This window comes from Amycolatopsis sp. NPDC003861 (assembly GCF_053605405.1).
Map to the genome: position 1 here is coordinate 1 of NZ_JBSGJD010000041.1, position 24,110 is coordinate 24,110.

Annotated in this window: 29 protein-coding genes and 1 pseudogene; 14 read left to right on the forward strand and 16 right to left on the reverse strand. The window is 72.8% G+C overall.

The window, feature by feature from the left end:
- Positions 1-1,041, reverse strand: a 1,041-nt coding sequence (gene thrC / locus ACWEVN_RS13370; protein ID WP_452051397.1) for a threonine synthase, incomplete at its 3' end; no start/stop codon positions are given.
- Positions 1,038-1,391 (reverse strand): annotated as a pseudogene (locus tag ACWEVN_RS13375) (ACT domain-containing protein); the annotation flags it as partial. The pseudogene ACWEVN_RS13375 and the gene thrC, both read right to left, overlap by 4 nt.
- Positions 1,392-1,398: 7 nt before the next feature.
- Here ACWEVN_RS13375 and ACWEVN_RS13380 point away from each other — a divergent pair.
- The 6 genes from ACWEVN_RS13380 to ACWEVN_RS13405 all read left to right on the forward strand — a co-directional run bounded on the left by ACWEVN_RS13380 (position 1,399) and on the right by ACWEVN_RS13405 (position 6,706).
- A complete protein-coding gene (locus ACWEVN_RS13380; protein WP_452051398.1) occupies positions 1,399-2,322 on the forward strand; it encodes a hypothetical protein in 924 nt (307 codons plus the stop codon).
- An 84-nt stretch (positions 2,323-2,406) separates the two neighbouring features.
- Positions 2,407-2,934 (forward strand): GtrA family protein, encoded by a 528-nt coding sequence (locus ACWEVN_RS13385; protein WP_310970943.1) that lies wholly within the window; start codon positions 2,407-2,409, stop codon positions 2,932-2,934.
- 231 nt (positions 2,935-3,165) lie between these two features.
- On the forward strand, positions 3,166-4,455 hold the full coding sequence (locus ACWEVN_RS13390; protein WP_452051399.1) for an MFS transporter: 1,290 nt from the start codon (positions 3,166-3,168) through the stop codon (positions 4,453-4,455).
- A gap of 12 nt (positions 4,456-4,467) precedes the next feature.
- A complete protein-coding gene (locus ACWEVN_RS13395; RefSeq protein ID WP_452051400.1) occupies positions 4,468-5,316 on the forward strand; it encodes an NAD(P)H-binding protein in 849 nt (282 codons plus the stop codon).
- Positions 5,317-5,335: 19 nt separating this feature from the next.
- Positions 5,336-5,980 carry a response regulator gene (locus ACWEVN_RS13400; RefSeq protein WP_452051401.1) on the forward strand — a complete coding sequence of 215 codons (645 nt, stop codon included), beginning with the start codon at positions 5,336-5,338 and terminating at the stop codon, positions 5,978-5,980.
- A gap of 102 nt (positions 5,981-6,082) precedes the next feature.
- Positions 6,083-6,706, forward strand: a complete 624-nt coding sequence (locus tag ACWEVN_RS13405) for a response regulator transcription factor (protein ID WP_449686736.1) — start codon at positions 6,083-6,085, stop codon at positions 6,704-6,706.
- 21 nt (positions 6,707-6,727) lie between these two features.
- On the opposite strand, the gene ACWEVN_RS13410 is transcribed toward ACWEVN_RS13405, so the two are convergent.
- Both ACWEVN_RS13410 and ACWEVN_RS13415 read right to left on the reverse strand, forming a co-directional pair.
- Positions 6,728-8,011: an ATP-binding protein gene (locus tag ACWEVN_RS13410; protein ID WP_449686737.1), complete on the reverse strand. Its 1,284-nt coding sequence runs from the start codon at positions 8,009-8,011 to the stop codon at positions 6,728-6,730.
- Between the two features lie 3 nt (positions 8,012-8,014).
- The gene (locus ACWEVN_RS13415; protein ID WP_310971365.1) at positions 8,015-8,710 is read right to left on the reverse strand and encodes a response regulator transcription factor; all 696 of its coding nucleotides are present in this window, start codon (positions 8,708-8,710) and stop codon (positions 8,015-8,017) included.
- A gap of 42 nt (positions 8,711-8,752) precedes the next feature.
- Here ACWEVN_RS13415 and hisN point away from each other — a divergent pair, with 42 nt between their 5' ends.
- A complete protein-coding gene (gene hisN, locus ACWEVN_RS13420; protein WP_449686738.1) occupies positions 8,753-9,538 on the forward strand; it encodes a histidinol-phosphatase in 786 nt (261 codons plus the stop codon).
- Here hisN and ACWEVN_RS13425 read toward each other — a convergent pair whose 3' ends face one another.
- The 5 genes from ACWEVN_RS13425 to ACWEVN_RS13445 form a co-directional block, all read right to left on the reverse strand.
- Entirely contained in the window at positions 9,539-9,799 is a 261-nt protein-coding gene (locus ACWEVN_RS13425; protein ID WP_003105220.1) for a hypothetical protein, read from the reverse strand.
- The gene (locus ACWEVN_RS13430) at positions 9,799-10,776 is read right to left on the reverse strand and encodes a TNT domain-containing protein (protein WP_310970955.1); all 978 of its coding nucleotides are present in this window, start codon (positions 10,774-10,776) and stop codon (positions 9,799-9,801) included. The genes ACWEVN_RS13425 and ACWEVN_RS13430 overlap by 1 nt, the downstream gene beginning before the upstream one ends.
- A 172-nt stretch (positions 10,777-10,948) precedes the next feature.
- Positions 10,949-11,878 (reverse strand): hydroxymethylglutaryl-CoA lyase, encoded by a 930-nt coding sequence (locus ACWEVN_RS13435; protein WP_452051402.1) that lies wholly within the window; start codon positions 11,876-11,878, stop codon positions 10,949-10,951.
- The gene (locus ACWEVN_RS13440; protein ID WP_310970959.1) at positions 11,878-12,456 is read right to left on the reverse strand and encodes a PH domain-containing protein; all 579 of its coding nucleotides are present in this window, start codon (positions 12,454-12,456) and stop codon (positions 11,878-11,880) included. The genes ACWEVN_RS13435 and ACWEVN_RS13440 overlap by 1 nt, the downstream gene beginning before the upstream one ends.
- Positions 12,457-12,541: 85 nt before the next feature.
- On the reverse strand, positions 12,542-13,339 hold the full coding sequence (locus ACWEVN_RS13445; RefSeq protein WP_452051403.1) for a biotin--[acetyl-CoA-carboxylase] ligase: 798 nt from the start codon (positions 13,337-13,339) through the stop codon (positions 12,542-12,544).
- Between the two features lie 80 nt (positions 13,340-13,419).
- On the opposite strand from ACWEVN_RS13445, the gene ACWEVN_RS13450 reads away from it, so the two are divergent.
- Positions 13,420-14,448 (forward strand): C40 family peptidase, encoded by a 1,029-nt coding sequence (locus ACWEVN_RS13450; RefSeq protein ID WP_452051404.1) that lies wholly within the window; start codon positions 13,420-13,422, stop codon positions 14,446-14,448.
- Here ACWEVN_RS13450 and ACWEVN_RS13455 read toward each other — a convergent pair.
- From ACWEVN_RS13455 to ACWEVN_RS13465, 3 genes are read right to left on the reverse strand one after another with little or no spacing between them, the layout of a single operon-like run.
- Complete coding sequence (locus tag ACWEVN_RS13455) at positions 14,421-15,098, reverse strand: DNA alkylation repair protein (protein ID WP_449686742.1); 678 nt, start codon at positions 15,096-15,098, stop codon at positions 14,421-14,423. The two genes, ACWEVN_RS13450 and ACWEVN_RS13455, sit on opposite strands and share 28 nt — an antisense overlap.
- On the reverse strand, positions 15,095-15,745 hold the full coding sequence (locus ACWEVN_RS13460) for a response regulator (RefSeq protein ID WP_452051405.1): 651 nt from the start codon (positions 15,743-15,745) through the stop codon (positions 15,095-15,097). Before ACWEVN_RS13460 ends, ACWEVN_RS13455 begins: the two co-directional genes overlap by 4 nt.
- Positions 15,742-16,842 (reverse strand): sensor histidine kinase, encoded by a 1,101-nt coding sequence (locus ACWEVN_RS13465; protein WP_452051406.1) that lies wholly within the window; start codon positions 16,840-16,842, stop codon positions 15,742-15,744. Before ACWEVN_RS13465 ends, ACWEVN_RS13460 begins: the two co-directional genes overlap by 4 nt.
- Positions 16,843-17,034: 192 nt before the next feature.
- On the opposite strand from ACWEVN_RS13465, the gene ACWEVN_RS13470 reads away from it, so the two are divergent.
- Together ACWEVN_RS13470 and ACWEVN_RS13475 are read left to right on the forward strand one after the other, a co-directional pair.
- On the forward strand, positions 17,035-17,355 hold the full coding sequence (locus ACWEVN_RS13470) for a DUF6223 family protein (protein WP_452051407.1): 321 nt from the start codon (positions 17,035-17,037) through the stop codon (positions 17,353-17,355).
- 9 nt (positions 17,356-17,364) lie between these two features.
- Positions 17,365-17,700: a VOC family protein gene (locus ACWEVN_RS13475; RefSeq protein WP_452051408.1), complete on the forward strand. Its 336-nt coding sequence runs from the start codon at positions 17,365-17,367 to the stop codon at positions 17,698-17,700.
- Here ACWEVN_RS13475 and ACWEVN_RS13480 read toward each other — a convergent pair.
- Entirely contained in the window at positions 17,689-18,726 is a 1,038-nt protein-coding gene (locus tag ACWEVN_RS13480) for an alkene reductase (protein WP_452051409.1), read from the reverse strand. The genes ACWEVN_RS13475 and ACWEVN_RS13480 overlap by 12 nt on opposite strands.
- 65 nt (positions 18,727-18,791) lie before the next feature.
- On the opposite strand from ACWEVN_RS13480, the gene ACWEVN_RS13485 reads away from it, so the two are divergent.
- Positions 18,792-19,646 (forward strand): sigma-70 family RNA polymerase sigma factor, encoded by an 855-nt coding sequence (locus ACWEVN_RS13485; protein WP_452051410.1) that lies wholly within the window; start codon positions 18,792-18,794, stop codon positions 19,644-19,646.
- Here the strand turns inward: ACWEVN_RS13485 and ACWEVN_RS13490 are convergent.
- Entirely contained in the window at positions 19,636-20,223 is a 588-nt protein-coding gene (locus ACWEVN_RS13490) for a dihydrofolate reductase family protein (protein ID WP_452051411.1), read from the reverse strand. The two genes, ACWEVN_RS13485 and ACWEVN_RS13490, sit on opposite strands and share 11 nt — an antisense overlap.
- Before the next feature lie 190 nt (positions 20,224-20,413).
- Between ACWEVN_RS13490 and ACWEVN_RS13495 the strand changes: the two genes are divergently transcribed.
- Both ACWEVN_RS13495 and ACWEVN_RS13500 read left to right on the forward strand, forming a co-directional pair.
- On the forward strand, positions 20,414-21,232 hold the full coding sequence (locus ACWEVN_RS13495; RefSeq protein ID WP_452051412.1) for a class I SAM-dependent methyltransferase: 819 nt from the start codon (positions 20,414-20,416) through the stop codon (positions 21,230-21,232).
- A gap of 15 nt (positions 21,233-21,247) precedes the next feature.
- On the forward strand, positions 21,248-21,880 hold the full coding sequence (locus ACWEVN_RS13500; RefSeq protein ID WP_449687129.1) for a TetR/AcrR family transcriptional regulator: 633 nt from the start codon (positions 21,248-21,250) through the stop codon (positions 21,878-21,880).
- Here ACWEVN_RS13500 and ACWEVN_RS13505 read toward each other — a convergent pair.
- Positions 21,877-22,260: a nuclear transport factor 2 family protein gene (locus ACWEVN_RS13505; protein WP_449687130.1), complete on the reverse strand. Its 384-nt coding sequence runs from the start codon at positions 22,258-22,260 to the stop codon at positions 21,877-21,879. The genes ACWEVN_RS13500 and ACWEVN_RS13505 overlap by 4 nt on opposite strands.
- A 97-nt stretch (positions 22,261-22,357) precedes the next feature.
- Between ACWEVN_RS13505 and ACWEVN_RS13510 the strand changes: the two genes are divergently transcribed.
- A complete protein-coding gene (locus tag ACWEVN_RS13510; protein ID WP_452051413.1) occupies positions 22,358-23,260 on the forward strand; it encodes a LysR family transcriptional regulator in 903 nt (300 codons plus the stop codon).
- Here ACWEVN_RS13510 and ACWEVN_RS13515 read toward each other — a convergent pair.
- Entirely contained in the window at positions 23,217-24,101 is an 885-nt protein-coding gene (locus tag ACWEVN_RS13515) for a transglutaminase domain-containing protein (RefSeq protein WP_452051414.1), read from the reverse strand. The genes ACWEVN_RS13510 and ACWEVN_RS13515 overlap by 44 nt on opposite strands.
- Positions 24,102-24,110 lie beyond the last annotated feature (9 nt).

Here is a 24,110-nt window from a genome sequence, read left to right on the forward strand (position 1 = left end):
CTGTTCCACGCGAGCGACAGCGTCACCACCTACCACGAGGCCCGTGACCGGCAGCGCCGTCTGGGGGTCCTTCAGGCCGTGCCCGGTGACCGTGCAGACGACCCGCGAACCGCGCGGCAGGCGGCCGTCGGCGGCCGTGGCCAGCAGGCCCGCCACGCTGGTGGCCGACGCCGGTTCGACGAAGACGCCTTCGCGGCCGGCCAGCAGCCGGTAGGCCTCGAGGATCTTCTCGTCGGTGACGGCTTCGAAGAGCCCGTCGGACTCGTCCTTCGCCTTCACCGCGGCGGTCCAGGACGCCGGGCTGCCGATCCGGATCGCGGTCGCGATCGTGTCCGGGTCGCGCACCGGCTCGCCGTGCACCAGCGGTGCCGCTCCGGCCGCCTGGAAGCCGAACATCCGCGGCGTGTTCTTCACCACACCGTCGGCCGCGTACTCGGCGTACCCCGCCCAGTAGGCGGTGATGTTGCCGGCGTTGCCGACCGGCAGGCAGTGGATGTCCGGCGCGGTGCCGAGCACGTCGCAGATCTCGAACGCGGCGGTCTTCTGGCCGGCGATGCGCACCGGGTTGACCGAGTTGACCAGCGTGACCGGGTAGTCGGCCGCGGTCTTGCGGGCCAGTTCGAGGCAGTCGTCGAAGTTGCCGTCGACCTGCAGGATCCGGGCGCCGTGCAGCACGGCCTGAGCGAGCTTGCCCATCGCGATCTTGCCCTGGGGCACCAGCACCGCGCAGGTGAGCCCGGCGCGGGCGGCGTAGGCGGCGGCCGAGGCGGACGTGTTGCCGGTCGACGCGCAGATCACCGCCTTGAGGCCGCTGGCGAGCGCGTGCGTGATGGCCACGGTCATCCCGCGGTCCTTGAACGAGCCGGTCGGGTTCGTGCCCTCGACCTTGAGGTACACCTCGCAGCCGGTCAGCTCGGACAGGTGGTGGGCGGGCAGCAGCGGCGTGTTGCCCTCCCCGAGCGTGACGACCCGCGCGCCGTCCGGGACCGGGACGCGGTCCCGGTACGCCTCGATGAGCCCGGGCCAGGGGTGCCTGATCACTGGTCTTCGCCTTCCACGCGCATCACGCTGACAACTTCGTGGACGACGTCGAGCCGCCCGATCTCGTCCACAGTGGACTGCAACGCGGCGTCGGGGGCCTGGTGCGTCACCACGACCAGGCTCGCGCGGTCGCCGACGTCGCTCTGCCGCACCGCCGCGATGCTCACGCCGTGGTCGGCGAACGCCTGCGCCACCTGGGCGAGCACCCCGGCGCGGTCGGCCACGGACAGGCTCACGTGGTACCGGGTCGGCGTCTGGCCCATCGGCCGCACCGGCAGGGCCGCGTGCGCGGATTCCCGCGGCCCGCGGCCGCCCACGACCCGGTTGCGGGCCACCGCGACGAACCTCCCGATCACCGTGCGCAACGACGGCGGCAGCGTGTCCGAGCCGGTGGCGGTCGCGCTGAAGCTCCCGCGCGGGGTGCGCGCGGTCGAGACCGGCGGTGGCGGCGCCCCGGCCGCCCGCGCGCAGGCCCCCGGCCCGGTTTCGGTGAACTGCCCCGGCGGCGAGGGCACGGTCACCTGCAAGACCGGCGCCGGCCTGCAGCCCGGTCAGAGCGCAACGCTGAACTTCCGCCTGCAGGCCGACGAAGGCGCCGAAGGCGGCACGGTGACCGGCTCGGTCACGGCCGGCGTGCAGATCTCCGTCGCGGTGAGCGTCAAGGTCACCGTGAAGGTCCCGCCGGACGCCGTGGTCCTGGAAGCGCACACCGATCCGATCTCGATGTTCCCGTGGTTCCCCCACCCGCGGATCTACGCGACGGTCCACAACACCGGCCAGACGGCCAAGCCGGTCACGGTCACCTTCGACGCCCCGCTCAAGCAGTGGTGGAGCCTGCGCGACTTCCCCTGCACGTCGACGGGCACGAGCGCGACCTGCACGACGAAGAGCGCGCTGGCCCCCGGCCAGCACGTCAACCTGTGGGTCCAGCTGAAGAGCCGTCCGAACGACGGGCGGGCGACGGTCGAGGCCCGGCTCGGCCGGGCGACAGCGCCGCGGGTGACCGTGGACTTCGGCTGCTGGCGCCACTGGTGCGGCAAGGACCCGGTGCCCACACCGACGACGACGTCGGTCCCGAAGCCGACGCCGTCCAAGCCCAAGCCGACCCCGACCAAGCCGACGTCGAAGCCACCGGCGACGACGCCGGACGAGCCGACGAGCGAGCCGCCGGCGTCCACGACCACGACCACGACCGGCGCCCCGCCGAGGTCCGGCGGGAAACCCGGGGCCAAGCCGCCGACCGTCACCCCCGAGAAGGCGTTCGGCTGGCTGACCGGCTGACGCGGACGCCCGATATCCGGACATTCACGGCAGCAGTGCCGCCTGAACCACAGGTAAACGCGGTGTTCTCCTAGACTGCGTGGTGTGACCGTTGTGGAAACCGTGCTCAAGCGCACGCCGGAACCACTGCGTTCGGTGCTGATCAAGCACCGGGAGCTGCTGAAGTTCGCGATCGTGGGCGGCACGACGTTCGTGGTCGACAACGGCGTCTGGTACGCGTTGAAGCTGACGGTGCTGGAGCCGAAGCCGACCACGGCGAAGGCGATCGCGATCATCGTCGCGACCATCGTGTCCTACATCCTCAACCGCGAGTGGTCCTTCCGGACCCGCGGCGGGCGCGAGCGGCACCACGAAGCCGCCCTGTTCTTCGTCATCAGCGGCATCGCGGTGGGCGTCAACCTGGTTCCGTTGGTCATCTCGCGGTACGTGCTCGACCTCGAGGTCCCGCACGTGACGTTCCTGGTCCAGGAGGTCGCGGACTTCGCGAGCGGGTCGATCATCGGCATGCTGCTGGCGATGTTCTTCCGCTTCTGGGGCTTCAAGAAGTGGGTGTTCCCGGACGAGCTGGGCGAGCGGCGCCGGGACAGCGACCAGGTCAGCCGCCTGCCCTGAAAAAGTACTTGTCTTCAGACATGTACTTGTCTAGAGTCATCTTCGCCAGAGTTCCTGCGTAGTGGACGCCGTCCGGGTTCGGCCGGGCGAGCGGGACGATTCGAGGTGGTTTCCGAGCGCGAAGAGGTCGCATCCGTCCGCGGATGACGATGGAGCCTTTTCCCGACTCGACGGGGCGCGTTTCCGACGCGTCCGCATCTCTCGTCCCTTCTGACGAAACAAGGTCTTCTCTTGAGCACGATCGCGCCTTCGCGCGCCCTGAAATCCGCCCTCACGGGCCTGTTCCTGTCCGTTTTCCTCGCGATGCTCGACGCCCAGGTCGTCGCCACCGCGCTGCCCCGGATCGCCGCCGAGTTCGGCGGCACCGGCGCCTACGCCTGGGTCACCACCGCCTACCTGCTCGCCGGGAGCGCCACCGCGCCCCTCTACGGCAAGCTCGGTGACGTCTTCGGCCGCAAACGTGTGCTCCTGGGCGCACTCGCCCTGTTCCTGCTGGGCTCGCTCGCCTGCGGCGTGGCGTCGTCGGCCGCGTTCCTGATCGCCGGGCGCGTGCTGCAGGGCGCCGGTTCCGGTGGCCTCTTCGTCTCCGTCGGCGCTTCGCTCGGCGAGATGTTCTCGCCCCGCGAAGGCGCGAAGTACTTCGGCTGGTTCTCGATCTGCTTCGCCGTCGCTTCGCTCGCCGGGCCGGTGGTCGGCGGCCTGCTCACCGGTGTCGCCGGGTGGCGGTCGATCTTCCTGGTCAACCTGCCGCTCGGGCTCGTCGCCCTGGCCTGCCTGAAGACGCTCGACCTGTCGACCCGGCGCCGGGAAGCGCCGTTCGACTTCGCCGGCGTACTCCTGCTCGGCACGGCGATCACCGGGTTCACCCTCCTCACGCCGTGGTCGATCGGCCTCGGCGCGGTCGCGGCCGTGGTGTTCGTGGTCGTCGAACGGCGGGCCGAGGCGCCCGTGCTGCCGCTGCGGCTGTTCCGCGACCGGACGTTCACCGTGTCCGTGCTGCTCAGCGTGCTCGCCGGGTTCGCGTTCCTCGGCTCGGTCAACTACATCGCGGTCTACCTGCAGGCCGACGCCGGTCCGGCGGAAGGAGGGCTGCGACTGCTGCCGATGACGCTCGCCGTGTCCGTCGCCTCCGTCGTCGCCAGCAAGGTCATCGCCCGCACCGGCGCCTACCGCTGGGCACCGCGGCTGAGCATGGCGCTCGGCCTGCTGGCGGTGCTCGGCCTGCTGACCCTGGACGGGCTGCCGCGGGTCCTCGCCTGCCTGGTCGTCTTCGGCTGCGCGGCCGGGCTGAACCTGCAGGTGCTCGCCATGGCCACGCAGAACACCGCCCCCGCCGCGGACCGCGGTGCGGTCGCCGCCGGCGTCAACCTCGCCCGCGCGCTCGGCTCGGCCCTCGGCCCGGTCGCGCTGGGCTTCGCCTACCACGCCGGCCCCCACGGCGTGTTCCTCGCGCTGCTGCCCGTGCTCGCGCTCGGCCTCGTCACGGCGTTCACGCTCCCCCACGTCCCCCTTTCCCGATAAGGAGAACCCACGATGATCTTCGTCCTCGGCGCCACCGGCAAGGTCGGCCGCCACCTCGTCCCCGCCCTGCTCGGCACCGGTGCCGACGTCCGCGCGCTGACCCGCGACCCGGCGAAGGCCCGGATCGACCCGCGTGCCGAAGTGGTCCGCGGCGACCTCGACACGTCGGACCTGCCCGCCCTGCTGGCCGGCGCGGACCGCGTGTTCGTGCTGACCCAGGGGCACAGCGCCGACCGGGAAGCGGCGGTCGCGCGGGCCGCCGCCCAGGCCGGCGTCACCCACCTCGTCAAGCTGTCCACCACGGGTGTCCACTTCGGACAGAAGGACGCGATTTCCCGCGCCCACGCCGAAGCCGAGCAGGCCGTCCGCGAAGCCGGGCCGGCCTGGACCATCCTGCGGCCGGGTGCCTTCATGGACAACCGCTTCGCCTGGATCGGCTCGATCCGCGAAGAAAACGCCGTGTACGTGCCCGAAACCGACCCGCCGTCCGCCCTGGTCCACGTCCGCGACATCGCCGAGGTCGCGACGCTCGTCCTGACGACGTCCGGGCACGAAGGCGCGACCTACGGGCTCACCGGCGGCGAAGCCCTCACCGCCGAGCAGCAGGTCGCCATCCTGGCCGAGGCGATCGGCCGTCCGCTGAAGTACGTCGAGGAAACCGAAAGCGCCGCGAAGGACCGGCTGATCCGGACGTACGGCTGGCCCGCGAAGGCCGTCGACGGCCTCTTCGCCCTCAAGCACGAGTCCGCACCGCACGAACACGTCGTCTTCGACACCGTCGAGCGGCTGCTCGGCCGGCCGCCGCTGACCTTCGCGGCCTGGGCACGGGAGAACGCGTCCGCGTACCATCACCAGGAGTGACCAGGGGGAGGTGAAGCGGATGGGCGACCTGCGCGTCCTCGTCGTCGACGACCATCCCCTCTTCCGGATCGGCGTGGGCACGCTGCTCGCCGCCGAACCCGGGATCGAGGTCGTCGGCGAGGCCGCCGGCGGGGCCGACGCGGTCGCCTCCGCCGCCACCCTCCGCCCGGACGTCGTCGTGATGGACCTGCACCTGCCCGACCTGTCCGGCATCCAGGCGACCCGGCACATCGTGGCGGCGAACCCGGGCACCGGCGTGCTGATGCTGACGATGGCCGACGAAAGCGAGTCGGTCTTCGCGGCGATGCGCGCCGGTGCCCGCGGCTACCTGCTCAAGGACGCCGAGCCGGACGAGATCATCCGGGCCGTCCAGGCGGTCGCCCGGCGCGAGGCCATCTTCGGGCCGGACATCGCGAACCGCGTGCTCGCCTTCTTCAACCAGCCGCCGGTCAGCGAGCCGGTGTTCCCGGAGCTGACCGGGCGCGAACGCGAAGTGCTCGCGCTGATCGCGGCCGGGCACAGCAACAGCGTCATCGCCAGCACGCTGTGCCTGAGCCCCAAGACCGTGCGGAACCACATTTCGAACGTCTTCGCCAAGCTGCACGTGGCCGACCGCGCCGAGGCGATCGTCCGGGCCAGGGACGCGGGCCTCGGCCGGTCCTGAGAGGCAGTCGCCCGGGCAACATCGGGACGCCGGTCCCATGCGCCCGGGACACCCGAGCGGGCAGGCTGGGCAGCCTGCACCGTTCGAGGGGAATGGGGAACGATGTTCGAAACCGACCGGACCCCGGTGGTGGTCCGCGCCACCGATCCGATCCTGCACAACGGCGTCTGCATGGCGCTGCGCTCCCGCGACGACGTCCGGGTGGTGGACGACGGCACGGCCCTGGTCGCGCTGCTGGTCGCCGACCGGCTCGACGAGGCGATGACCCGGCTGCTGTCCGCGCTGCACCACCAGGGCTTCACCCGCATCGTGCTGATCGCGGGCGACGTCGACGACAACGAGATCCTCAACGCGGTCGAGCACGGCGTCTGCGCGGTCGCCCGCCGCGCCGACGCGGGCCCGGACGTCCTCGTCCGCCTGATCAAGGCCGCGGCCGCCGGGGAGGGCGCGCTGCCGCCCGACCTGCTCGGCCGGCTGCTGAACCGGGTTTCCCGGCTGCAGCGCCAGGTGCTCCAGCCGCGCGGCCTGCGCCTGGGCGGCATGAGCGACCGCGAGACCGAGGTCCTCCGGCTCGTCGCGGCGGGGTATTCGACGCAGGAGATCGCCGACGAGCTGTGCTACTCGCAGCGCACGGTGAAGAGCATCCTCCACGACGTCACCAACCGGTTCCAGCTGCGGAACCGCTCGCACGCGGTGGCTTACGCGCTGCGGGAAGGCCTGATCTGAGCGGACGGCCGGGCGCGTCGCCTACCGCGGGACGCGCTCGGCCGGCCAGCGCACCTCGGGGACGTCGCTCGGCCGCGGCACCTTCAGGAACAGGCTGAACACCGCCGGACGCCGGTTCGACAGTTCCAGGCGGCCGCCGTCCGCCTCGACCAGGGCCCGCGCCAGCGCCAGGCCCACCCCCGTCGAGCCGCCGCCGGAGAAGCCCCGCTCGAAGATGTGCGGCGCCAGCTCGTCCGGGACGCCGGGGCCGGTGTCGCTCACCTCGATCACCACCGTGCCCTCGGCGTCGCCGCGACGGGCGATGAGCGTGACCGTGCCCGAGCCGTGGCGCAGCGCGTTGTCCAGCAACACCCCGACGACTTCACGGAGCCGGCCAGGGGTGGCCCGCGCCATCAGGCCGTCGGCCACGCGCGTGCGCAGGTTGCGGCCCTCCGACCGAAGCAGCTCGCGCCACTCCTGGGCCATTTCCGGCAGCTGCGTCGGCAGGTCCACCGGTTCCGCGCCGACCTCACGCGCCGCGCGGGCGGCCGCGAGCAGCTCGTCGAGCGCCTCCGCGAGCCGGTCCGCCTGCTCCTGGGCGGCCTTCGACTCGTCGGCCACCTCCTCGTCCGGGTGCACGGTCAGCGGTTCCAGCCGCAGCTGCAACGCCGTCAGCCGGCTGCGCAGCTGGTGCGAGACGTCCCCGACGAGCTGGCGTTCCCGCTGCACGAGCTGGGCCAGCGCGGTGCCGGACGCGTCCAGTGCTTCGGCGACCATGTCGAGCTCGCCGACGCCGTAGCGGCTCGGGTCGGGCCGGAAGTCGCCGCCGCCGAGGCGGGCCGCGCGCTCGGCCACGTGCCGCAGCGGCTTCGCGAGCCGTCTGGCCGTCGCGATCGCCACGACCGCGCCGGTGCCGATCGACAGCAGCACCAGCAGCACGACGACCAGCGTCACCGTCGTCTGCCGCTCGTGCATCGGGCCGGCCGGGACGGCGATCTCGACCTTGCCGTCGCGGGCCAGGTCGGCCGTCTCGGTGACGGTGTCGGGGCCGGGACTGCTGCCGTAGCGCTTCTCCCTCTGGCCGCTGGCCCGGACGGTGAGCAGCCCGTTCGCCGGGACCGCCGCCCGCACCTGGTCGAGGTCGATCTCCTGGCCGTTGGCGATTTCGGTGTCCAGGATCGCCGCCGCCGCGCGGGCGTTCTCCGCGAGCGTCTCGCGGTAGCTGGACTCGATCTGCCAGCTCGCCACGATGCCCAGCGGGATGCCGAGGACCGCCGAGCTGACCGCGACGGCCAGCAGGATGGCCAGCAGGATGCGGCGGCGCACGGCTTATTCGGCGTTGAAGCGGAAGCCGACGCCGCGGACGGTCGCGATCCGCCGCTCGCCGTCGTGGCTCTTGCTGGTGCGGCCGGCGGCCTCGTCGGCGGCGATGGCGAGCTTCCGGCGCAGCCACGACATGTGCATGTCGAGCGTCTTGGACGTCTTCGACTCGAGGTCGTTCCAGACCTCGGCGAGGATCTCGTCGCGGCTGACGACCTGCCCGGCGCGGGTCATCAGCACGCGCAGCAGCTCGAACTCCTTGTTGGCCAGCTGGACCTCGTGGTTGTCCACGGTGACCAACCGGGCGCCGAGGTCCATCCGCACCCCGCCGGCCTCCAGGACCTCGGGCACCCGGCGGCGCAGCAGCGCGCGGATCCGGGCCAGCAGTTCGGCGAGCCGGAACGGCTTGGCGACGTAGTCGTCGGCCCCCGCGTCCAGGCCGACGACGAAGTCGACCTCGTCGGTGCGGGCGGTGAGCATGAGGACGGGCAGCTCGGTGCCGGCCGCGCGCAGCCGGCGGCAGACCTCCAGGCCGTCCATCCCGGGCAGGCCGAGGTCCAGCACGAGCAGGTCGACGCGCTGGGCGGCGGTGGCGTCGAGCACCGAAGGGCCGTCGGTGACGACGTGGATCTCGTATCCCTCGCGTTCGAGGGCGCGGGAGAGCGGTTCGGCGATGGCCGGATCGTCTTCGGCAAGTAGGACCATGCTCACCTGGCCAACTCTACGGCGCGCGGGCGTGAAAACATCGTGACCGTGCCTGGCTACGAAGATGATCTGGCTCTCGCCACCCGGCTGGCCGACGCCGCCGACGCGATCACGACGGCGCGGTTCCGTGCCCTGGACCTGGCGGTGCAGCGCAAGCCCGACCGCACCCCGGTGACCGACGCCGACACTGCGGTCGAGGACGCGATCCGGGCCCTGCTGGCCGCGGAACGCCCCGGCGACGCGGTGCTCGGCGAGGAACGCGGCGGCTCGGCGTCGACCGGCCGCGCGTGGGTGCTCGACCCGATCGACGGGACCAAGAACTTCCTGCGCGGAGTACCCGTTTGGGCGACCCTCATCGCCTTGGTTTCCGACGGCGACCCGGTGGTCGGCCTGATCAGCGCACCCCTGCTGGGCCGCCGCTGGTGGGCGGCTGCGGGCGCCGGAGCGTTCTCTTCGGACGCCGCCGGGACGCGGAAGCTGTCGGTTTCGCAGGTTTCGTCCCTTTCGGACGCTTATCTGTCCACAACGGACTTGAACTCGTGGGTCGAGTACCACTCGCGCGACAAGTACCTGGACTTGGTAGACGCGTGCTGGGAGACCCGCGCGTTCGGCGACTTCTGGCACCACGTGCTGGTGGCCGAAGGCGCGGTGGACGTGGCGGCCGAGTGCATCGTCAACCCGTGGGACGTCGCGGCCGCGCAGGTGATCGTGACGGAGGCGGGCGGCCGCTTCAGCGACCTGGACGGCGTCGGGCGCTACGACAACGGCAGCGCGCTCTCGACGAACGGCCGGCTGCACGAAGAGGCGCTGGCGATCCTGAAGCGTTAGTCAGGAGCCGGGGAGCAGGCCGACCGCGCCGCGGGCGACCTGCGCCCACGCGAGCCGCCCGAACAGGTAGTGGCAGGCCACCTGCTCGCTGGTGAACCGCGCCCAGTCGTAGCGGTTGCCCTGCTCGCGCCAGAACACCTCCCACGCCTCGTCCTCGCCCTGCATCAGGCACCAGGCGTTGTCGACCTCGGCGCCGAGCGAGACGACCTCCGGCGGCACGCCCAGCACGCCGAGCCACCGCTGGATCGACTGGGTGTTCATCAGTCCTCTTCCCCCTTGGCCTCGGCGAGGTAGCCGAGGGTCACCAGTTCGTCGGCCGCCAGCAGGGCACGGTACCGGGTGCCGCCGCCGACCTGGCCGTACCAGTTCGCGGTCTCCGAGCGCCACATCGGCACCTTGCGCACCACGACGTACCGGCGGTACTCGGCGTCCAGGAACGCCGGTGGTAGCGAGCGTTCCGCGAACGGCGTGCCGTCCTCGTAGAGGATCCGCCCGTAGGCCGGGCCGAAGCGGTCGAGGACCGTGTTGACCGGGACCATCACCGGCTCGGGCCAGTCCACGCTGCCCTCGGGGTACTGCTCGCCCGGGGGCCACGCGTACTCGGGGCCGAGGTCGCTGTGCCCGACGACGAACCGGCGGATCCACACCGCCTGCGTCGCCCGCGCGTAGGGCACGTACCCCTCTTTCAGGTGCCGCGGCACCGGCCGCGACGGTGCGGTCGGCGAGCGTCGGAAGCCCGCGGTGACGTTGGTCAGGGCCTGGTCGTCGAAGATCAGCCGGGCGTCCGGGTGGTCGTTCGGCGGGAAGCCGTCCGGGTCGTCGGGCAGCGGCAGCTGGCGCGCCGGCTTGTCCATCGCCACCGGGAGGTGCCCGATCGGGAACATGTGCACCAGGAACAGCGCGACGACGCTTTCCCGTTCCGTGCGCGGTGAGCCCAGCGGCGGCAGCGGCGCGGGCGAGCCCGGGTTCGGCGGCGGGCCCGCGACCGGCGGCGGCCCGGCCACCGGCGGCGGGGGCAGCGGAGCCGGCGTCGGCGGAGGCGGCGGGGCCGGGGGCAGCTGGAACGGCGGCAGCAGCGGCGACACCGCGTGCGGCCAGGCCGCGGGGTTGCCCGAGGGCGGGGTGGGTGCCTCTTCGAAGGCACCCGAATCCGCCAGGCCGTACCCGGGCAGCTGCACCGGCCCGGTGTCGAGGTCGCCCTCGCCCGGTTCGGAGCCCGCCTCGGAAGGCTCGGTCACACCCATCCTCCGGCTCGGTCGGTGCCCGGCGGGCACACGCTGTTCGACGCGGCCGCGGCGCTGCCGGTCCCCCTTGATACCGCACCCCGTCCCCTTGGGCGCGACTAGGTCTCCTTCTTTTCGGGGGCTCCGGGTGGCGGAGCCCCCGGCCCGGGGCGGAGCCCCGGAAGCCTCAGCTCAATGCGGCGACCACGCGGGACGGGCTCGGGCGGCCGAGCTGTCCCGCCATCCACGCGCTGGCCGCCACCAGCGCGTCCAAGTCGACGCCGGTGGCCACCCCGAGGCCCTCCAGCATCCACACCAGGTCCTCGGTCGCGAGGTTCCCGGTGGCCGATTCGGCGTACGGGCAACCGCCGAGCCCGCCCGCCGACGAGTCCACAGTCGACACTCCACATCGGAGCGCCGCCAGGGTGTTGGCGAGAGCCTGGCCGTAGGTGTCGTGGAAGTGCACGGCCAAAGTACCGACGTCGCCGAACAACCCGATGAGCGTTTCGACCTGCCCGGCCGTCGCGACGCCGATGGTGTCGCCCAGCGAAAGCTGCGAGCACCCCATGTCCAGCAGCCGACGGCCGGCGGCAGCGACCTGCTTCGCCGGCACGACACCTTCCCAGGGGTCGCCGAAGCACATCGAGAGGTACCCGCGGACGTCCAGGCCCGCTTCCCGGGCCCGCGTGACGACCGGCTCGAACATCGCGAACTGTTCGTCCAGCGACGAGTTGAGGTTCTTGCGCGCGAACGTCTCCGTCGCGCTGGCGAAGATCGCGATGTGCTCGACGCCGGCTTCGAGGGCCCGGTTCAGGCCCTTCTCGTTCGGCACCAGCACCGGGTACCGGACGCCTTCGCGGCGGTCGAGCCGGGCCAGCAGCTGCTCGGCGTCGGCCAGCTGCGGCACCCACTTCGGGTGCACGAAGCTGGTGGCCTCCAGCGTGGTGAGTCCGGCACCGGCGAGCCGGTCGAGGAACTCGAGCTTGACCTCGACCGGGACGATCGCCTTCTCGTTCTGCAGCCCGTCGCGCGGGCCGACCTCCCAGATCGTGACCCGCTCCGGCAGGTCACCCGCCGAGGGGACCCGCTCGGGCAGGCCCAGTGCGCGCGTACCCATCAGCGCCGTCTCTCGCCGCGTGGCGGGTGCCCGCCGCCCTGGGGCGGCAGGGGCGTGGTCTGCTGGGCGCCCGGCCGGTAGTCGTCGTACGGGTTGTCGTTGACCTCGCGGTAGATGACCGTGTGCACCTTCTCGACGTGCGGGATGTCCTCGAAGCGCAGCGGCTCGTCCGACGCCGACTCGATGATGAGCGTGCCGCAGCCGAAGACCCGGTCCAGCAGGCCGTGCTCGAACTGGACGCTGTTGATCCGGCCCATCGGGATGTCGATGCCGGTGCGCTTGAGGACGCCCTCGCGGGCGATCAGCCGGTCCGTCGTCACGATGAAGTGGGTGGTCCGCCAGCGCACGAGCGGCGCCAGGAACAGCCACACGATCAGCACGAGCGCGACGACCCCGATGGCGATCAGCCCGACCGAGTTCCACGGCGAGGACGCGTCCTTCGCCAGGATCGCCAGCCAGGTGCCCGCACCCAGGGTGACCAGCAGCGCGAGCGTCGGGAAGATCAGCATCTTGAAGTGCGGGTGACTGTGCACCACGACGTGCTCTTGCTCGCTGAGCAAATCGTCCGGATAGGCCACGGCGGACGCTCCCAAGGTCGGTGCGGCGGTGTCGTCTCACCGTACCGGCGAGCGAGCGGGTGGTGGGCGCGGACGCCCCGACAAATCAGGCCGGACGGACGTGGACCACGTCACCCGCGAAGACGGTGTGCCGCTGCCCGCCCGCCACGTCGACCTGCAGCTGGCCGGCGGCGTCGATGTCGGCCGCGCGGCCGGTCAGCGCCGAGCCGTCCGGCAGCTGCACCTCGACGTCCTGGCCGAGGGTCGCGCAGTGGGCGCGGTAGTCGCCGAGCAGCCCGGCCTCGGTGAGGTCGCCGCCGGCCAGCCGCCAGCGCCGCTCCAGGTCGGCGAACCCGGTGAGCAACGCGATCGCGACGTCGGTGCGGTCGGTGTTCGTGGCACCCTGCTCGGCCAGCGACGTCGCGGGCAGGCCGCCCGGGCCTGGCTGGACGTCGCCGAGGGGCAGGACGTTGAGGCCGATGCCGAGCACGATCGACGGGGCGTCCCCGGCGACGGCCTCGGCGAGGATGCCGGCGCACTTGGCGCCGTCGACGAGGACGTCGTTGGGCCACTTGAGCACGGCGTCCACCCCGACGGAGGCCGCGGCGGCCCGGACGGCGAGCCCGGCGACGACGGACAGTGAGCCGAGCACCGCGAAGGGGACACCCGGCCGGAGCGCGACGCTCAGGTACAGCCCGGCTCCCTTCGGCGAGCTCCACGAACGCGCCCGCCTGCCCACTCCCGCGGTCTGCTCCTCGGCGAGCAGGACGGTCCGGTCCTCGGCGCCGTCTTCGAGGGCTTTCCGCAGCTCAGCGTTGGTGGACCCAGTGCGCTCGACGACGTCGATCATCGCGTAGCGATCTTGGAGCGCCGCGGTCAGCCGCCCGGCGTCGATCTCAGGCATGTGCCCACAATATGGGAGTCCCCTAACGTGCAAGCTACTCGGTCGTTCACTAAGAGGTGCGCTCTTCTAAGTTGGAACCCGTGACGACGAAGCAGACTTCGTGGGCCCGCGGCGCGGCGCTGCGCGGCCTGGTGGCGCTGCCGCTCGTCGCCGGGCTCGCCACGGCGGGCTGGCTGCTGGCCGACCGCTCGCCGGAACCCGTCGCCGCCCCGGCGCCCCCGCCGGTCGTGCGCGACACGGCGTCGGGCCCGTCGGTCCTCGAAGTCAGCGCACCGGTCAAGGCGCAGGAGCCGGGCCAGGGCGCGTCCGGCCAGGGCGGCAAGAGCCCGCTGCGGCAGTGGGCGGACCAGCTGGCCGGCCCCCTCGACATCCCCGCCGACGCGCTGGTCGGCTACGCGAACGGCGAACTCACGCTCCGCGGCGAAGACCCGTCGTGCCACCTCTCGTGGGTCACCCTGGCCGGCGTCGGCGCGGCGGCGTCGAACCACGGCCGCAGCGGCGGCGACCTGCTGGGCCTCTCGGGCGCGCAGGCCAAGAAGTACGGCTCCGACGCGCCGGTCGCGGCCGGCCGGGCGCTGTGCGCGGGCGGCACGGACCTCGGCGCCGGCCCCGGCTGGTGGAAGGCGATCGCGGCGTACCACCCCGGCGACGGGACCGAGCTGTTCCGCCAGCGCGTGCTCGGCATGGCCCAGCTGTACGCCACGCTGTCCCTCGACCCGGCGTCGGCGGACTCGCCGCGGGTCCGCGCCACCCGCTTCGCGCTGGGCCAGCTCGGCCTCCCGTACGTCTGGGGCGGCAACGGCCCCGACGCGGGCGCGGCGGGCTTCGACTGCTCCGGCCTGACGAAGGCGTCGTACGACAGCGCGGGCGTGGCCCTGCCGCGGACGGCGGACAGCCAATTCCGCGCGCTCCCCCCGGTGCCGGCCACCCAGGAGCCCCGCCTCGGCGACCTGGTGTTCTACGGCAGCCCGGCGACGCGCATCCACCACGTCGGCCTGTACCTGGGCAACGGCCTGATGATCAACGCGCCGACCGAGGGCCAGGCCATCCAGATCCACACGTACCACTCGAAGGGCGACGACTACGCGGGCGCGGGCCGTCCCGCCTGACGCGACACCATCTCGGCGATCCAGACGGGCGCGAACGGCGAGGTGCAGCCCGGCGGCGTCGGATAGTCCTTGAGCACTTCGAGACGCTCCCCGATGGCGACGGCCCGGGCCCGGTGCCCGGCGTGCTCGATCCCGATCTGCGCCAGGCAGGCGTTCATCGCCCACTGCAGCCGGTCGGGGGCGGTCTTGAGCCCGGCTTCGATGACGTCGAGCAGGCCGTCGAGGTCCAGTCCGGCGGGCCGCTTGGCGACGCGTTCGGCGGTCAGCGCCCAGCCGGCGCTCGCGACCACCGGGTCCGGGTCGGCCAGCCAGGTCACGCGCAGCTCTTCGGCGTGCGGGCTCTTCTTGACCACATAGTTGACGAGCCAGTCGTGCACCTTGGGGCTGCGAGCCTCGCGCAGCATGGCGTCGAGCTCGCCGCGTTCGAACGCCTTCGGGCGGCAGATCAGGGTCGCCAGCAGCCGCGCGGCGCTGTCCCCGCTCGCCCACAGCCCGCGCGCCAGCTCCTGCTGCGTCTTCAGCCGTTTCGCCACCGCGCGCAGCTTGCCGAGGTTCACGCCGTGGTCGTCGCCGTGGTTCTCGTTCACCGCGCGGATCCTGGGGTCGTCGAGCGCGGCCAGCTCGGCCAGGACCTCGGTCACGTCACTCACTGCGGCACCACCAGCCCCGACTCGTAGGCGAACACCACCAACTGTGCCCGATCCCGCGCACGCAGCTTCATCATGGCCCGGTTGACGTGCGTCTTCGCGGTGAGCGGGCTGATCACCATCCGTCCGGCGATCTCCTCGTTCGACAACCCCCGTGCCACGAGCGTGACGGCTTCGCGCTCCCGGTTCGTCAGTTCCGCCAGCCCCGCCGCGGGAACGAGCGGCTGGGTCACGTACCGGTCGATCAGCTTGCGGGTGATCGACGGCGCCAGCAACGCGTCGCCGCGCGCCGCGACGCGCACCGCGTGCAGGAAGTCCTCCGGCTGGATGTCCTTGACGAGGAACCCGGCCGCGCCCGCGCGCAGCGCCTCGAAGACGTACTCGTCCAGGCCGTAGTTCGTCAGGATGACGACGTGCACCCCGGCCAGCGCCGGCATCGAGGCGATCCGCCGGGTCGCCTCGATGCCGTCGACGCCCGGCATCTGGACGTCGACGAGCGCGATGTCCGGCCGGTGCACCAGCGCCAGCCGCACCGCTTCGCCGCCGTCACCGGCTTCGGCGACGACCTCGATGTCGGCCTCGACGTCGAGCAGCGCGCGGAACCCGCTGCGGATGAGCGGCTGGTCGTCGGCCAGCAGGACGCGGATCACGCCGGGTCCACCGGGAGTTCGGCCTGGACGCGGAAGCCGCCTCCGCGGCGAGGCCCGGCTTCGAGCCGGCCGCCCAACGCCGTGACGCGCTCGCGCATCCCGGTCAGGCCGACGCCCGGCGCACTGTCCACTGTGGCCTTTCCGTCGTCGTCGACGCGGATGAGCAGCGCGCCGGGCCGGTGGTCGATCCGGACCGACGCGGTGTCCGCGGCGGCGTGCCGGGCGACGTTGGTCAGCGACTCCTGGACGATCCGGTAGGCGGTCCGGCCGACCGCAACCGGCACGGCGTCGCGCGTGCCCTCGACGGTCAGCTGCGCGTCGAGGCCGCCGGTCCGGGCCTGGCGCACGAGGTCGGGGACGTCGTCGAGCCCGCGCGGCGGGTCCTTGTCGTCGTCGCGCAACGCCTCCAGGGTCGCGCGCAGCTCCCGGGTCGCCTCGCGGCCGGCGTCGCGGATGGCCAGCAGCGCCTCGGGCACGTCGTCACCGCGCTTGCGGGCCAGGTGGACGGCGACTTCGGCCTGCACCTTGATGACGGAGATCTGGTGGGTCAGCGAATCGTGCAGCTCACGGGCGATGTGCAGCCGTTCCTCGTCCGCACGCCGCCGCGCGGTCTCCTCGCGGGTGCGTTCGGCTTCGTCGGCCCGGCGCTCGGCCTGGCGCAACGCCTCCCCCGCCGCCCCCGCGGCGATCAGCCACGCCAGCTGGAGGACGTCGCGCGACTGCGTGAACGCCGCGCCGGTGTCGGGCACACCGGAAACCAGGAGCGCCAGCGGAACCGCGGCCAGCATGAGCACCGAAGCGACGACCGCGGCGATCCGGTGCCCCGCCCGGACGGCGGCGTACACGGCGAAGAGGTAGGCGACGACGGGCACTTCGAACCCGGCGGCCTGGTAGGCGAGCGCACAGAGCGCGGTCGCAGCCAGCACGGCGACCGGCGCCCGGCGGCGCGCGGCCAGCGCCAGCCCACCGGCGGCCAGCGCCGCGTACCCCAGAACGTCGAGGTCCGTGGCCGCGTGCGTCGCCGACCGCCCGGCGACCACCAGGGCCGCCGCGACCCCGGCGGCGATCACCCCGTCGACGACCTGCGCACGGCTCATCCCCGAACCCTAACCGGGTGCCCGCCCGGCGAAGTCGTGCGTGAAGCGCATTTCCCGGCTACTGCGCCCGCGGTAGTCCTTCGTTTCCTGCGACGCCCGCGGCAGCGCGAAGTGCCTGCTCGCGCACGACGACGGGCCCGGGGCCGGGCGGCCATGCTTCCGGCGTCCGATCCGGAACAGAAGGAGCACCTCATGAACGTCCTCGCCGCCGCCGGTTCCTACGACCTGACCCCGGGACGGCTCTGGTCCTTGATCGCCGTGGTGTTCGGAGTGGCGGGGGTGGTCGCGGGCGTGCTGGCCCTGCGCCGCGGCCGGGGAGCCGTCGTGGCCCTGGCGGGCGGCGTGGGTTCCGTCGTGATCGGCGGGTGGGTCGTGGCCGCCGCGAAGGGCGGGCCCGGCACCGGCTACGGGATCGTCGGCGGCTACGTGGACCTGGTGATCGGCGCGGTCGCGCTCGTCCTCGGCGGGCTGGCGGCGGCGCGCTCGCGCGGTTTTGTCGGTGGTCGCCGCTAGCGTCGGGTCATGTTCGAAATCGACTTCGCCGAGTTCCCGTCCACGTCCGCCGAGGCGTCCGGGCGGTTCTTCGAGCGCGCGTTCGGCTGGAAGGCGACCCCGTACGGCCCGGACTACACCGACGTCCGGGCCGAGGGCCTCACCCTGGGTTTCCAAGCGGATGCGGCCGAACAACCCCGCGCACCCCTGATCACGATCCGCACCGACGATCTGGCCGCGGCCCGCGAGGCGGTGGCGGCCGCGGGCGGCGTGGTCACGAAGGAGCCGTTCGCCTTCCCGGGCGGGCGGCGCTTCCACTTCCGCGAGCCCGGCGGCAGCGAACTGGCGGTGTGGTCACGGGATTAGCGCCGCCTGATCCAGGTAACCGGCCGACCCGCCGCCGTAGAACGTCGTGGGGTCGGCGGCTTCGAGCGGGTGCCCGAGCGCGAACCGCGTCACCAGGTCCGGATTCGCGACGAAGTGCCGCGCGTACGACACCGCATCCGCGATCCCGGCGTCGATCACCGCGTCGCCGGTCTCGCGGTCGAAGCCGTTGTTGACGATGAGGAGGCCATCGAACAGGTCCCGATAACGAGCGAAGCCCGCGAAGTCCGGCCCGGCGTCGGGACCCCGCAGGTGCAGGTAGTCCGCGTCGAGCCCGGCGACCAGTTCGTCGTACTCGGCCCGCAGTGCATCGTCCACAGTGAACCGTCCGCCGGTCCACCACGGCGAAAGCCGGACGCCCACCCGGCCGTGCTCGGCGGCCGCGCCGACCACCTCGGCGAGCAGCCGGCGACGAGCGGCCGCGGACCCGCCGTAGGCATCGGTGCGGTGGTTCAGCCGCGGGTGCAGGAACTGCGCGAGCAGGTACACGCCGTTGGCGGCGATCTCGACGCCGTCGAACCCGGCGCGGCGGGCGTTCTCCGCCGCCGTGCCGTACTCCGCGACCGTCGCCCGGATCTCGGCCACGCCCAGCTCGCGCGGTGTGCCCGTCGGGCACCGCCCGGACGGCAGGTACACCGGCTCGTCCGGATTCACCGCGGACGGCCCGCCCGGCCGCCCGCCGAGGAAGTGCGGGTGCGAGACCGCCCCGGTGTGCCACAGCTGCAGCACGATCCGGCCGCCGAGCGCGTGCACGACGTCCGTGACCCGCCGCCACCCGTCGACCTGGGCTTCGGTGTACACGCCGGGAACGTCCGAGAAGCCGACAGCCCGTTCGCTCACCCAAGTGCCTTCGGCCACGATGAGCCCGGCGCCCGCGCGCTGCGCGTAGTAGGCGGCCTGGAGGTCGTCGGGCACTCCCCCGGGAACGCGCGCCCGGGTCGTCGGGGCCACGACGACCCGGTTCGGCAGGCGCCATCCGCCCACGTCGGCAGGGGTCAGCAAGCTCATCCGGTCACCTCCGGTCGCGGGGATACGTCGAGGAGGCGACGGTGGACGCGAGCGAAAGGTGACCGATGGACGACCTGGCGGCGAGCTTCGAGGCCGAACGCGACCGGTTGCGCGGGCTGGCCTACCGGATGCTCGGCTCGGCGGCCGAAGCGGACGACGCCGTGCAGGAAGCCTGGTTGCGGCTGAACCGGGTGGACTCGGTGGACAACCTGGCGGCCTGGCTGACCACGGTCGTCTCCCGCGTCTGCCTCGACGTGCTGCGGTCGCGGAAAGCCCGCCGCGAGGAGCCGCTGGACGTCGTCCCCGAGCCGGTCGCCGACGCCGATCCGGCGGGCGCAGCCGCGCTCGCCGACTCGGTGGGCCGCGCGCTGCTCGTCGTGCTGGACGCGCTCGGGCCGGCCGAGCGGATCGCCTTCGTGCTGCACGACCTGTTCGCGGTGCCGTTCGATCGGATCGCCCCGGTGCTGGACCGCACGCCGGTGGCGGCGAAGAAGCTGGCGAGCCGGGCGCGGCAGCGGATCCGGGGCACCGCCCCGCTGCCCCCGGCCGACCTGGCCCGGCACCGCCGGGTGGTCGACTGTTTCCTGGCCGCGGCCCGCGGCGGCGACCTCGCCTCGCTGCTCGACGTGCTGGCCCCGGACGTCGTCCGCCGCGCCGACGCCGCCGCGCTGCCGGTGGGCGCACCGCTCGAGGTGCGCGGGGCCCACGCGGTCGCCGAGGAGACCCAGGTATTCGGGAAGCGGGCCCGGTTCGCCGAAGCGGCCTTGGTCGACGGCGCGGTCGGCGTCGTCGTCGCGCCGCGCGGGCGGCTGTTGCTCGCCCTGGCCGTGACCGTCGAGGGCGAGCGGGTGGCGGCGTATGAGGTGATCGCCGACCCCGCCCGCCTCGCCGCGCTGCACGTCACGCTCCTCAGCGCTTGACCCGGTAGGACAGGTGCGTCACGCCGGTGCCCTCGGTGACCTCGGGGTCGGTCAGCTTCGTGGTGGCATCGAGGTTCTCGAAGAAGCGGACGCCGTCGCCGAGGAGCACCGGGATCAGGTCGACCTGGACACCGTCGAGCAGGCCGAGGTTGAGGCACTGCTGGGCGATCGTCGTGCTGGCGACCGCGACGTTCTTGTCGCCGGCGGTCTTCTTGGCCTGCTCGACGGCGCTTTCGAGGCCGTCGGTGACGAAGGTGAACGGCGCGTCCGGGTGCGGCCAGTCCGCGGGCTCCTCGTGGGTGACGACGAAGACCGGGACGCCCATCGGGTGCGTGCCACCCCAGCCCTGGGTGAGGTTGAACAGGCGGCGGCCGGTGATCAGCGCGCCGACGTTCTCCATCGCCGCGCGCAGCATCTTCGCGCTGGCTTCGGAGGTCTTGAAGGTGGCCCAGTCGACGGCGGTGGGGACCTCGACGTCGCCATTGCCGAACCACTCGAACAGGTGATCGATGCGATCTTCCGGGTCGGCCACGAAGCCGTCGAGGGACATGGACATGTTGGCGATGACGTCGGCCATTTCGAACTCCTTTTTGCTGTTCAGAGGCGGTTTGCCTTGATGACGAGAAGTCTTCCGCGGCCGGCTCGCCGGAAGATCTGCCACCTGGCCGACATCCGGGGACGGGTGGCCGATGCCTTGACATCGGGTGGCCGTGGCGGCAGCATGAACACGTGTTCATGAACGCATGTTCACAACGGAGGGGATGAGGATGACCGGGATCGTCAACACCGCGCAGGCCGAGGCGTGGAACGGGTACGAGGGAGAACACTGGGCGGCGCACGCCGATCGCTACGACGCCGTGAACAGCGGCTTCAACGGCTATCTGCTCGATCGAGTGCGCGCGGAAGACCGCGTGCTCGACATCGGCTGCGGCAACGGCCAGCTGACACGGCTCGCGGCGGCGCGGGCCCGGTCCGCGATCGGCGTCGACCTGTCCGGGCCGATGCTCGCGACCGCGCGGGCGCGGGCGGCCGAGGTGCCGAACGTGACGTTCGAGCAGGGTGACGTCCAGGTCCACCCGTTCGCCGAAGGTGGGTTCGACCTGGCGGTCAGCCGGTTCGGGGTGATGTTCTTCGCCGATCCGGTGGCCGCGTTCGGCAACGTCCGGCGCGCGCTGGCCCCCGGCGGGCGGCTCGCGTTCCTCTGCATGACGGCGCTGTCCGGCACCGACCTCGGCCGGGTGTTCGGCGCGCTGTCGGCGTACCTGCCGCAGCCGACCGGGCCGGACGGCAGCGGGCCGACGTCGTTCGCGGACCCGGACCGCACCCGGGCGGTGCTGACCGGAGCCGGCTTCGAAGACGTGGTGTGCACCCGCGTCGAGGCCGACCAGGTCTGGGGCCGGGACGTGCCCGACGCGGCGCGGTTCATCGCCGACTGGGGGCCGGTCCGCCACCACCTGGGCCTGGTCGACAGCGCGAGGGCGGCCGCGGCGACCGAGGCTCTCGCCGTGGCGCTCGAACCGTTCGCGGGGCCCGGCGCGGTCCGGTTGCGCGGCACGGCGTGGCTGGTCGCGGGAAGGAGGCCGTAGCGGGGCGCCCGTACGATGGCGCTGATGTCACCGAGGAAAGCCGCCGCCCAGCGGGACGGGCAGTCACTGCACGACCTGCTGCTCGAGACCGCGCGGAAGATGATCGCCACGCACGGCACGACCGGCATGACCGTGCGGGAGATCGCGCGCATGGCGGGCGTCGCCGACGGCGTGCTCTACAACCACTTCTCCGACAAGGAGGAGCTGGTGGCCCGGGCCTTGCTGGAGCACGTGCGCACGACGGAGGCGGAGCTGGGCGAGCTGCCGGTGGCCGGCGAAGGCACCCTCACCGGGAACCTCCGCCGGCACCTGGAGTTCGGCCTGGCGCTGCACAAGGTGCTCGTGCCGGCGTTCAGCGGCCTGGTCGCGCAGCCGAGGGTGCTGGAGCGGTTCGCGGAGATCAGCGAGCGGTCCGGCTACTGGCGTGATCGGCTGGTGGCCTACCTCGAGGCGGAGCGAGCGCTGGGCCGCCTGCGCGCGGAGTCCGAAGTGGACGCGACGGCGGCCATGCTGGTCGGCTACTGCCACGCCTCGGTGCTGACGACGGTCTTCCCGCACACGGCGCCCCTCGACCCGCCGCCGGTGGACGCGGTGGTGAGCGCCGCGCTCCACGGCATCGCCCCGGCGGGAACCGAACAGCCCGGTTAGATCATCGGGTTGCCGCTCGCGGTCGCCTCCGGGACCTCCTGCACCACGTCCCAGTGCTCGACGATCCGGCCGTCCCGGACCCGCATCACGTCCGCGATCGCGCTGCCACGCGAGCCGGGCGTCAGGCGCAGCAGGCTGTGCGTGCAGACGAGGTCGTCCTCGGCGATCACCCGGTGCACGTCCAGGCTGAGGTCCGGGAACCGCGCCACGAACCCGGCGAGGTAGCGGGCCGAGGCCTCCCCGCCCGCCGGGGCGTGGGGGTTGTGCTGGACGTACCCGTCGCCGACGTATTCGGCGAAGGCGTCGGCCGGGCGCTTCTCGGTGAAGGCCAGCCGAAGGAAGGCGAGGACCACTTCCTTGTTGTGCTGCGATTGCGTCATCCGCTGTCCGTCCTTTGTGGAGTTATCGACACCAAGCCCACCATGCGCGAATCAGAAAGGGAAAGACCTGTGGACTCTGCCGCGATACTCTCCCGGTATGGACGATGTCGAGGTCCGTGAGCTGCGGTATTTCCGCGCGGTCGCCGAAGAGCTGAACTTCTCCCGCGCCGCCGAACGGCTCGGGATGGCGCAGCCACCGCTGTCCCGCGCGATCCGGCTGCTCGAGCGGCGGCTCGGGGTGCAACTCTTCGAACGCACCAGCCGGCACGTCTCGCTGACGCCGGCCGGGGCCGTCCTCTTCGCCGAGTCGGCGAAGGCGCTGGACGCCGTCACCGCGGCGGTCCGGCGGACGCGGCGGGCGGCACAGCAGACGCCGGCGCTCGTCGTCACCGCGAAGCCGGGCGTCGCCACCGATCTGCTGCGGCGGATCGCCGACGCGCACCCCGATCCGGTCGACGTGCGGGTCAGCGGGTTCGGCGAGCAGGCGGAGATGCTCCGGGACGGCCGGGCCGACGTGGCGGTACTCGGCTGCCAGAGCGGCACCCACCACGGCCTGGACGTCGAGGTGCTGTTCAGCGAGCCGCGGGTGGCCGCGCTGCCGTCGGGCCACGAGCTCGCCGCCCGGGCCGTGCTGACCTGCGCCGACTTCGCCGGGCGGCCGACACCGTGCTGGCCGCTCTCCTCGGCCGCGGACCGGGCGTACTGGTCCGGGCAGGACGTGACCGGCGGACCGGTGACACCGGGGCCGATCGTGCACGACAGCGCCCAGCTGCTGGAGACGGTCGCGCTCGGGCTGGCGGTGGCGCTGCTGCCGGCGTCGGTCGCCGAGCTGAGCGCGCGGGACGACGTCGTCTACCGGCCGGTCGTCGACGCCACGCCGTACGCGCTGGCGCTCGCCTGGCCGGCCGGGGCGCGTGACCCGCGGATAGCGCGGTTCGTGCGAACGGCAACCGAGGTCAGCGAAGCACTACCTCGGCCGGAAGCTGTCCCGGCGGGGTGACCGTGTGGATCACCGGCGGCACCCGGACGTCGTCGGCCGCGAAGGCGGCGCGTACCTGCTCGACGTCGGCGGTGGCCATCAGCTGAGCCAGCTCGTCGGCGCGGGCGAGGGTGGCCGGGGGAAGCTCCACGGTGTCGTCGAGCGCGCCCCAGATGTCCCACTGGAGCATCTCGTGCTTGTTGAGCGCCGCGAGGTCGCGCACGAGGTTCTGCCACGCGTACGGGATCCCGCGCAGGAACGGCACGTCGAGGTCCGGGTTGACGACCACCCGGGCCGGGTCGAGCTCGCCCGCGCGGATCGCGGTCCACGCGTCGGGGCCGGTCCGGAAGCGGTCGCGGGGGACGTCGAGGAGGTCGAACTCGACGTCGTCCACCGGGTCGCGGAAGCCGAGCGGCAGCTGGGCTTCGACCAGGCGCCAGCCGTCGGCGGTGCGGACCTCGGCGACGACGTGGTCGAGGTACCAGCCGGGCATCAGGTAGCTCGCGAACCCGACGCGGGCGCGAGCCGGGATGCCGTGGTAGCGCGCCATCGAGACGAACAGCAGCGTGAAGTCGCGGCAGCAGCCGACGATCCGGTGCAGCGGCGGCCGCGGCTCGCTCGGTGCGGCCGAGTCGAGCTCGCGCAGGCGGGCCCACATGTCCGCGGCGTACCGCAGGGTGATCTCGTCGTTGCGGGTGGCCGGGAACCCGTGTTCGGTGATGGGGCCCGAACCCCAGTAGTGGAACACCAGCCCGGACGCCGCTTCGCGCAGGGCGGCGAGGTCGCCGGGGGTGGCGTCGAGCCAGGCGGCGTGCGGGCCCGGGTCGGTGAAGCGGCTGTGGCTGACGTAGAAGTCGTCCATAGCCGGTGA

Excerpts from the sequence above, each read along its gene's own strand:
- ACWEVN_RS13395 (WP_452051400.1), top strand. The coding sequence starts at position 4,468 with ATGATCTTCGTCCTCGGCGCCACCGGCAAGGTCGGCCGCCACCTCGTC.
- ACWEVN_RS13400 (WP_452051401.1), top strand. The coding sequence starts at position 5,336 with ATGGGCGACCTGCGCGTCCTCGTCGTCGACGACCATCCCCTCTTCCGG.
- ACWEVN_RS13405 (WP_449686736.1), top strand. The coding sequence starts at position 6,083 with ATGTTCGAAACCGACCGGACCCCGGTGGTGGTCCGCGCCACCGATCCG.
- ACWEVN_RS13415 (WP_310971365.1), bottom strand. The coding sequence starts at position 8,710 with ATGGTCCTACTTGCCGAAGACGATCCGGCCATCGCCGAACCGCTCTCC.
- ACWEVN_RS13425 (WP_003105220.1), bottom strand. The coding sequence starts at position 9,799 with ATGAACACCCAGTCGATCCAGCGGTGGCTCGGCGTGCTGGGCGTGCCG.
- ACWEVN_RS13435 (WP_452051402.1), bottom strand. The coding sequence starts at position 11,878 with ATGGGTACGCGCGCACTGGGCCTGCCCGAGCGGGTCCCCTCGGCGGGT.
- ACWEVN_RS13445 (WP_452051403.1), bottom strand. The coding sequence starts at position 13,339 with ATGCCTGAGATCGACGCCGGGCGGCTGACCGCGGCGCTCCAAGATCGC.
- ACWEVN_RS13465 (WP_452051406.1), bottom strand. The coding sequence starts at position 16,842 with ATGAGCCGTGCGCAGGTCGTCGACGGGGTGATCGCCGCCGGGGTCGCG.
- ACWEVN_RS13470 (WP_452051407.1), top strand. The coding sequence starts at position 17,035 with ATGAACGTCCTCGCCGCCGCCGGTTCCTACGACCTGACCCCGGGACGG.
- ACWEVN_RS13475 (WP_452051408.1), top strand. The coding sequence starts at position 17,365 with ATGTTCGAAATCGACTTCGCCGAGTTCCCGTCCACGTCCGCCGAGGCG.
- ACWEVN_RS13480 (WP_452051409.1), bottom strand. The coding sequence starts at position 18,726 with ATGAGCTTGCTGACCCCTGCCGACGTGGGCGGATGGCGCCTGCCGAAC.
- ACWEVN_RS13485 (WP_452051410.1), top strand. The coding sequence starts at position 18,792 with ATGGACGACCTGGCGGCGAGCTTCGAGGCCGAACGCGACCGGTTGCGC.
- ACWEVN_RS13490 (WP_452051411.1), bottom strand. The coding sequence starts at position 20,223 with ATGGCCGACGTCATCGCCAACATGTCCATGTCCCTCGACGGCTTCGTG.
- ACWEVN_RS13495 (WP_452051412.1), top strand. The coding sequence starts at position 20,414 with ATGACCGGGATCGTCAACACCGCGCAGGCCGAGGCGTGGAACGGGTAC.
- ACWEVN_RS13500 (WP_449687129.1), top strand. The coding sequence starts at position 21,248 with ATGGCGCTGATGTCACCGAGGAAAGCCGCCGCCCAGCGGGACGGGCAG.
- ACWEVN_RS13505 (WP_449687130.1), bottom strand. The coding sequence starts at position 22,260 with ATGACGCAATCGCAGCACAACAAGGAAGTGGTCCTCGCCTTCCTTCGG.
- ACWEVN_RS13510 (WP_452051413.1), top strand. The coding sequence starts at position 22,358 with ATGGACGATGTCGAGGTCCGTGAGCTGCGGTATTTCCGCGCGGTCGCC.
- ACWEVN_RS13515 (WP_452051414.1), bottom strand. The coding sequence starts at position 24,101 with ATGGACGACTTCTACGTCAGCCACAGCCGCTTCACCGACCCGGGCCCG.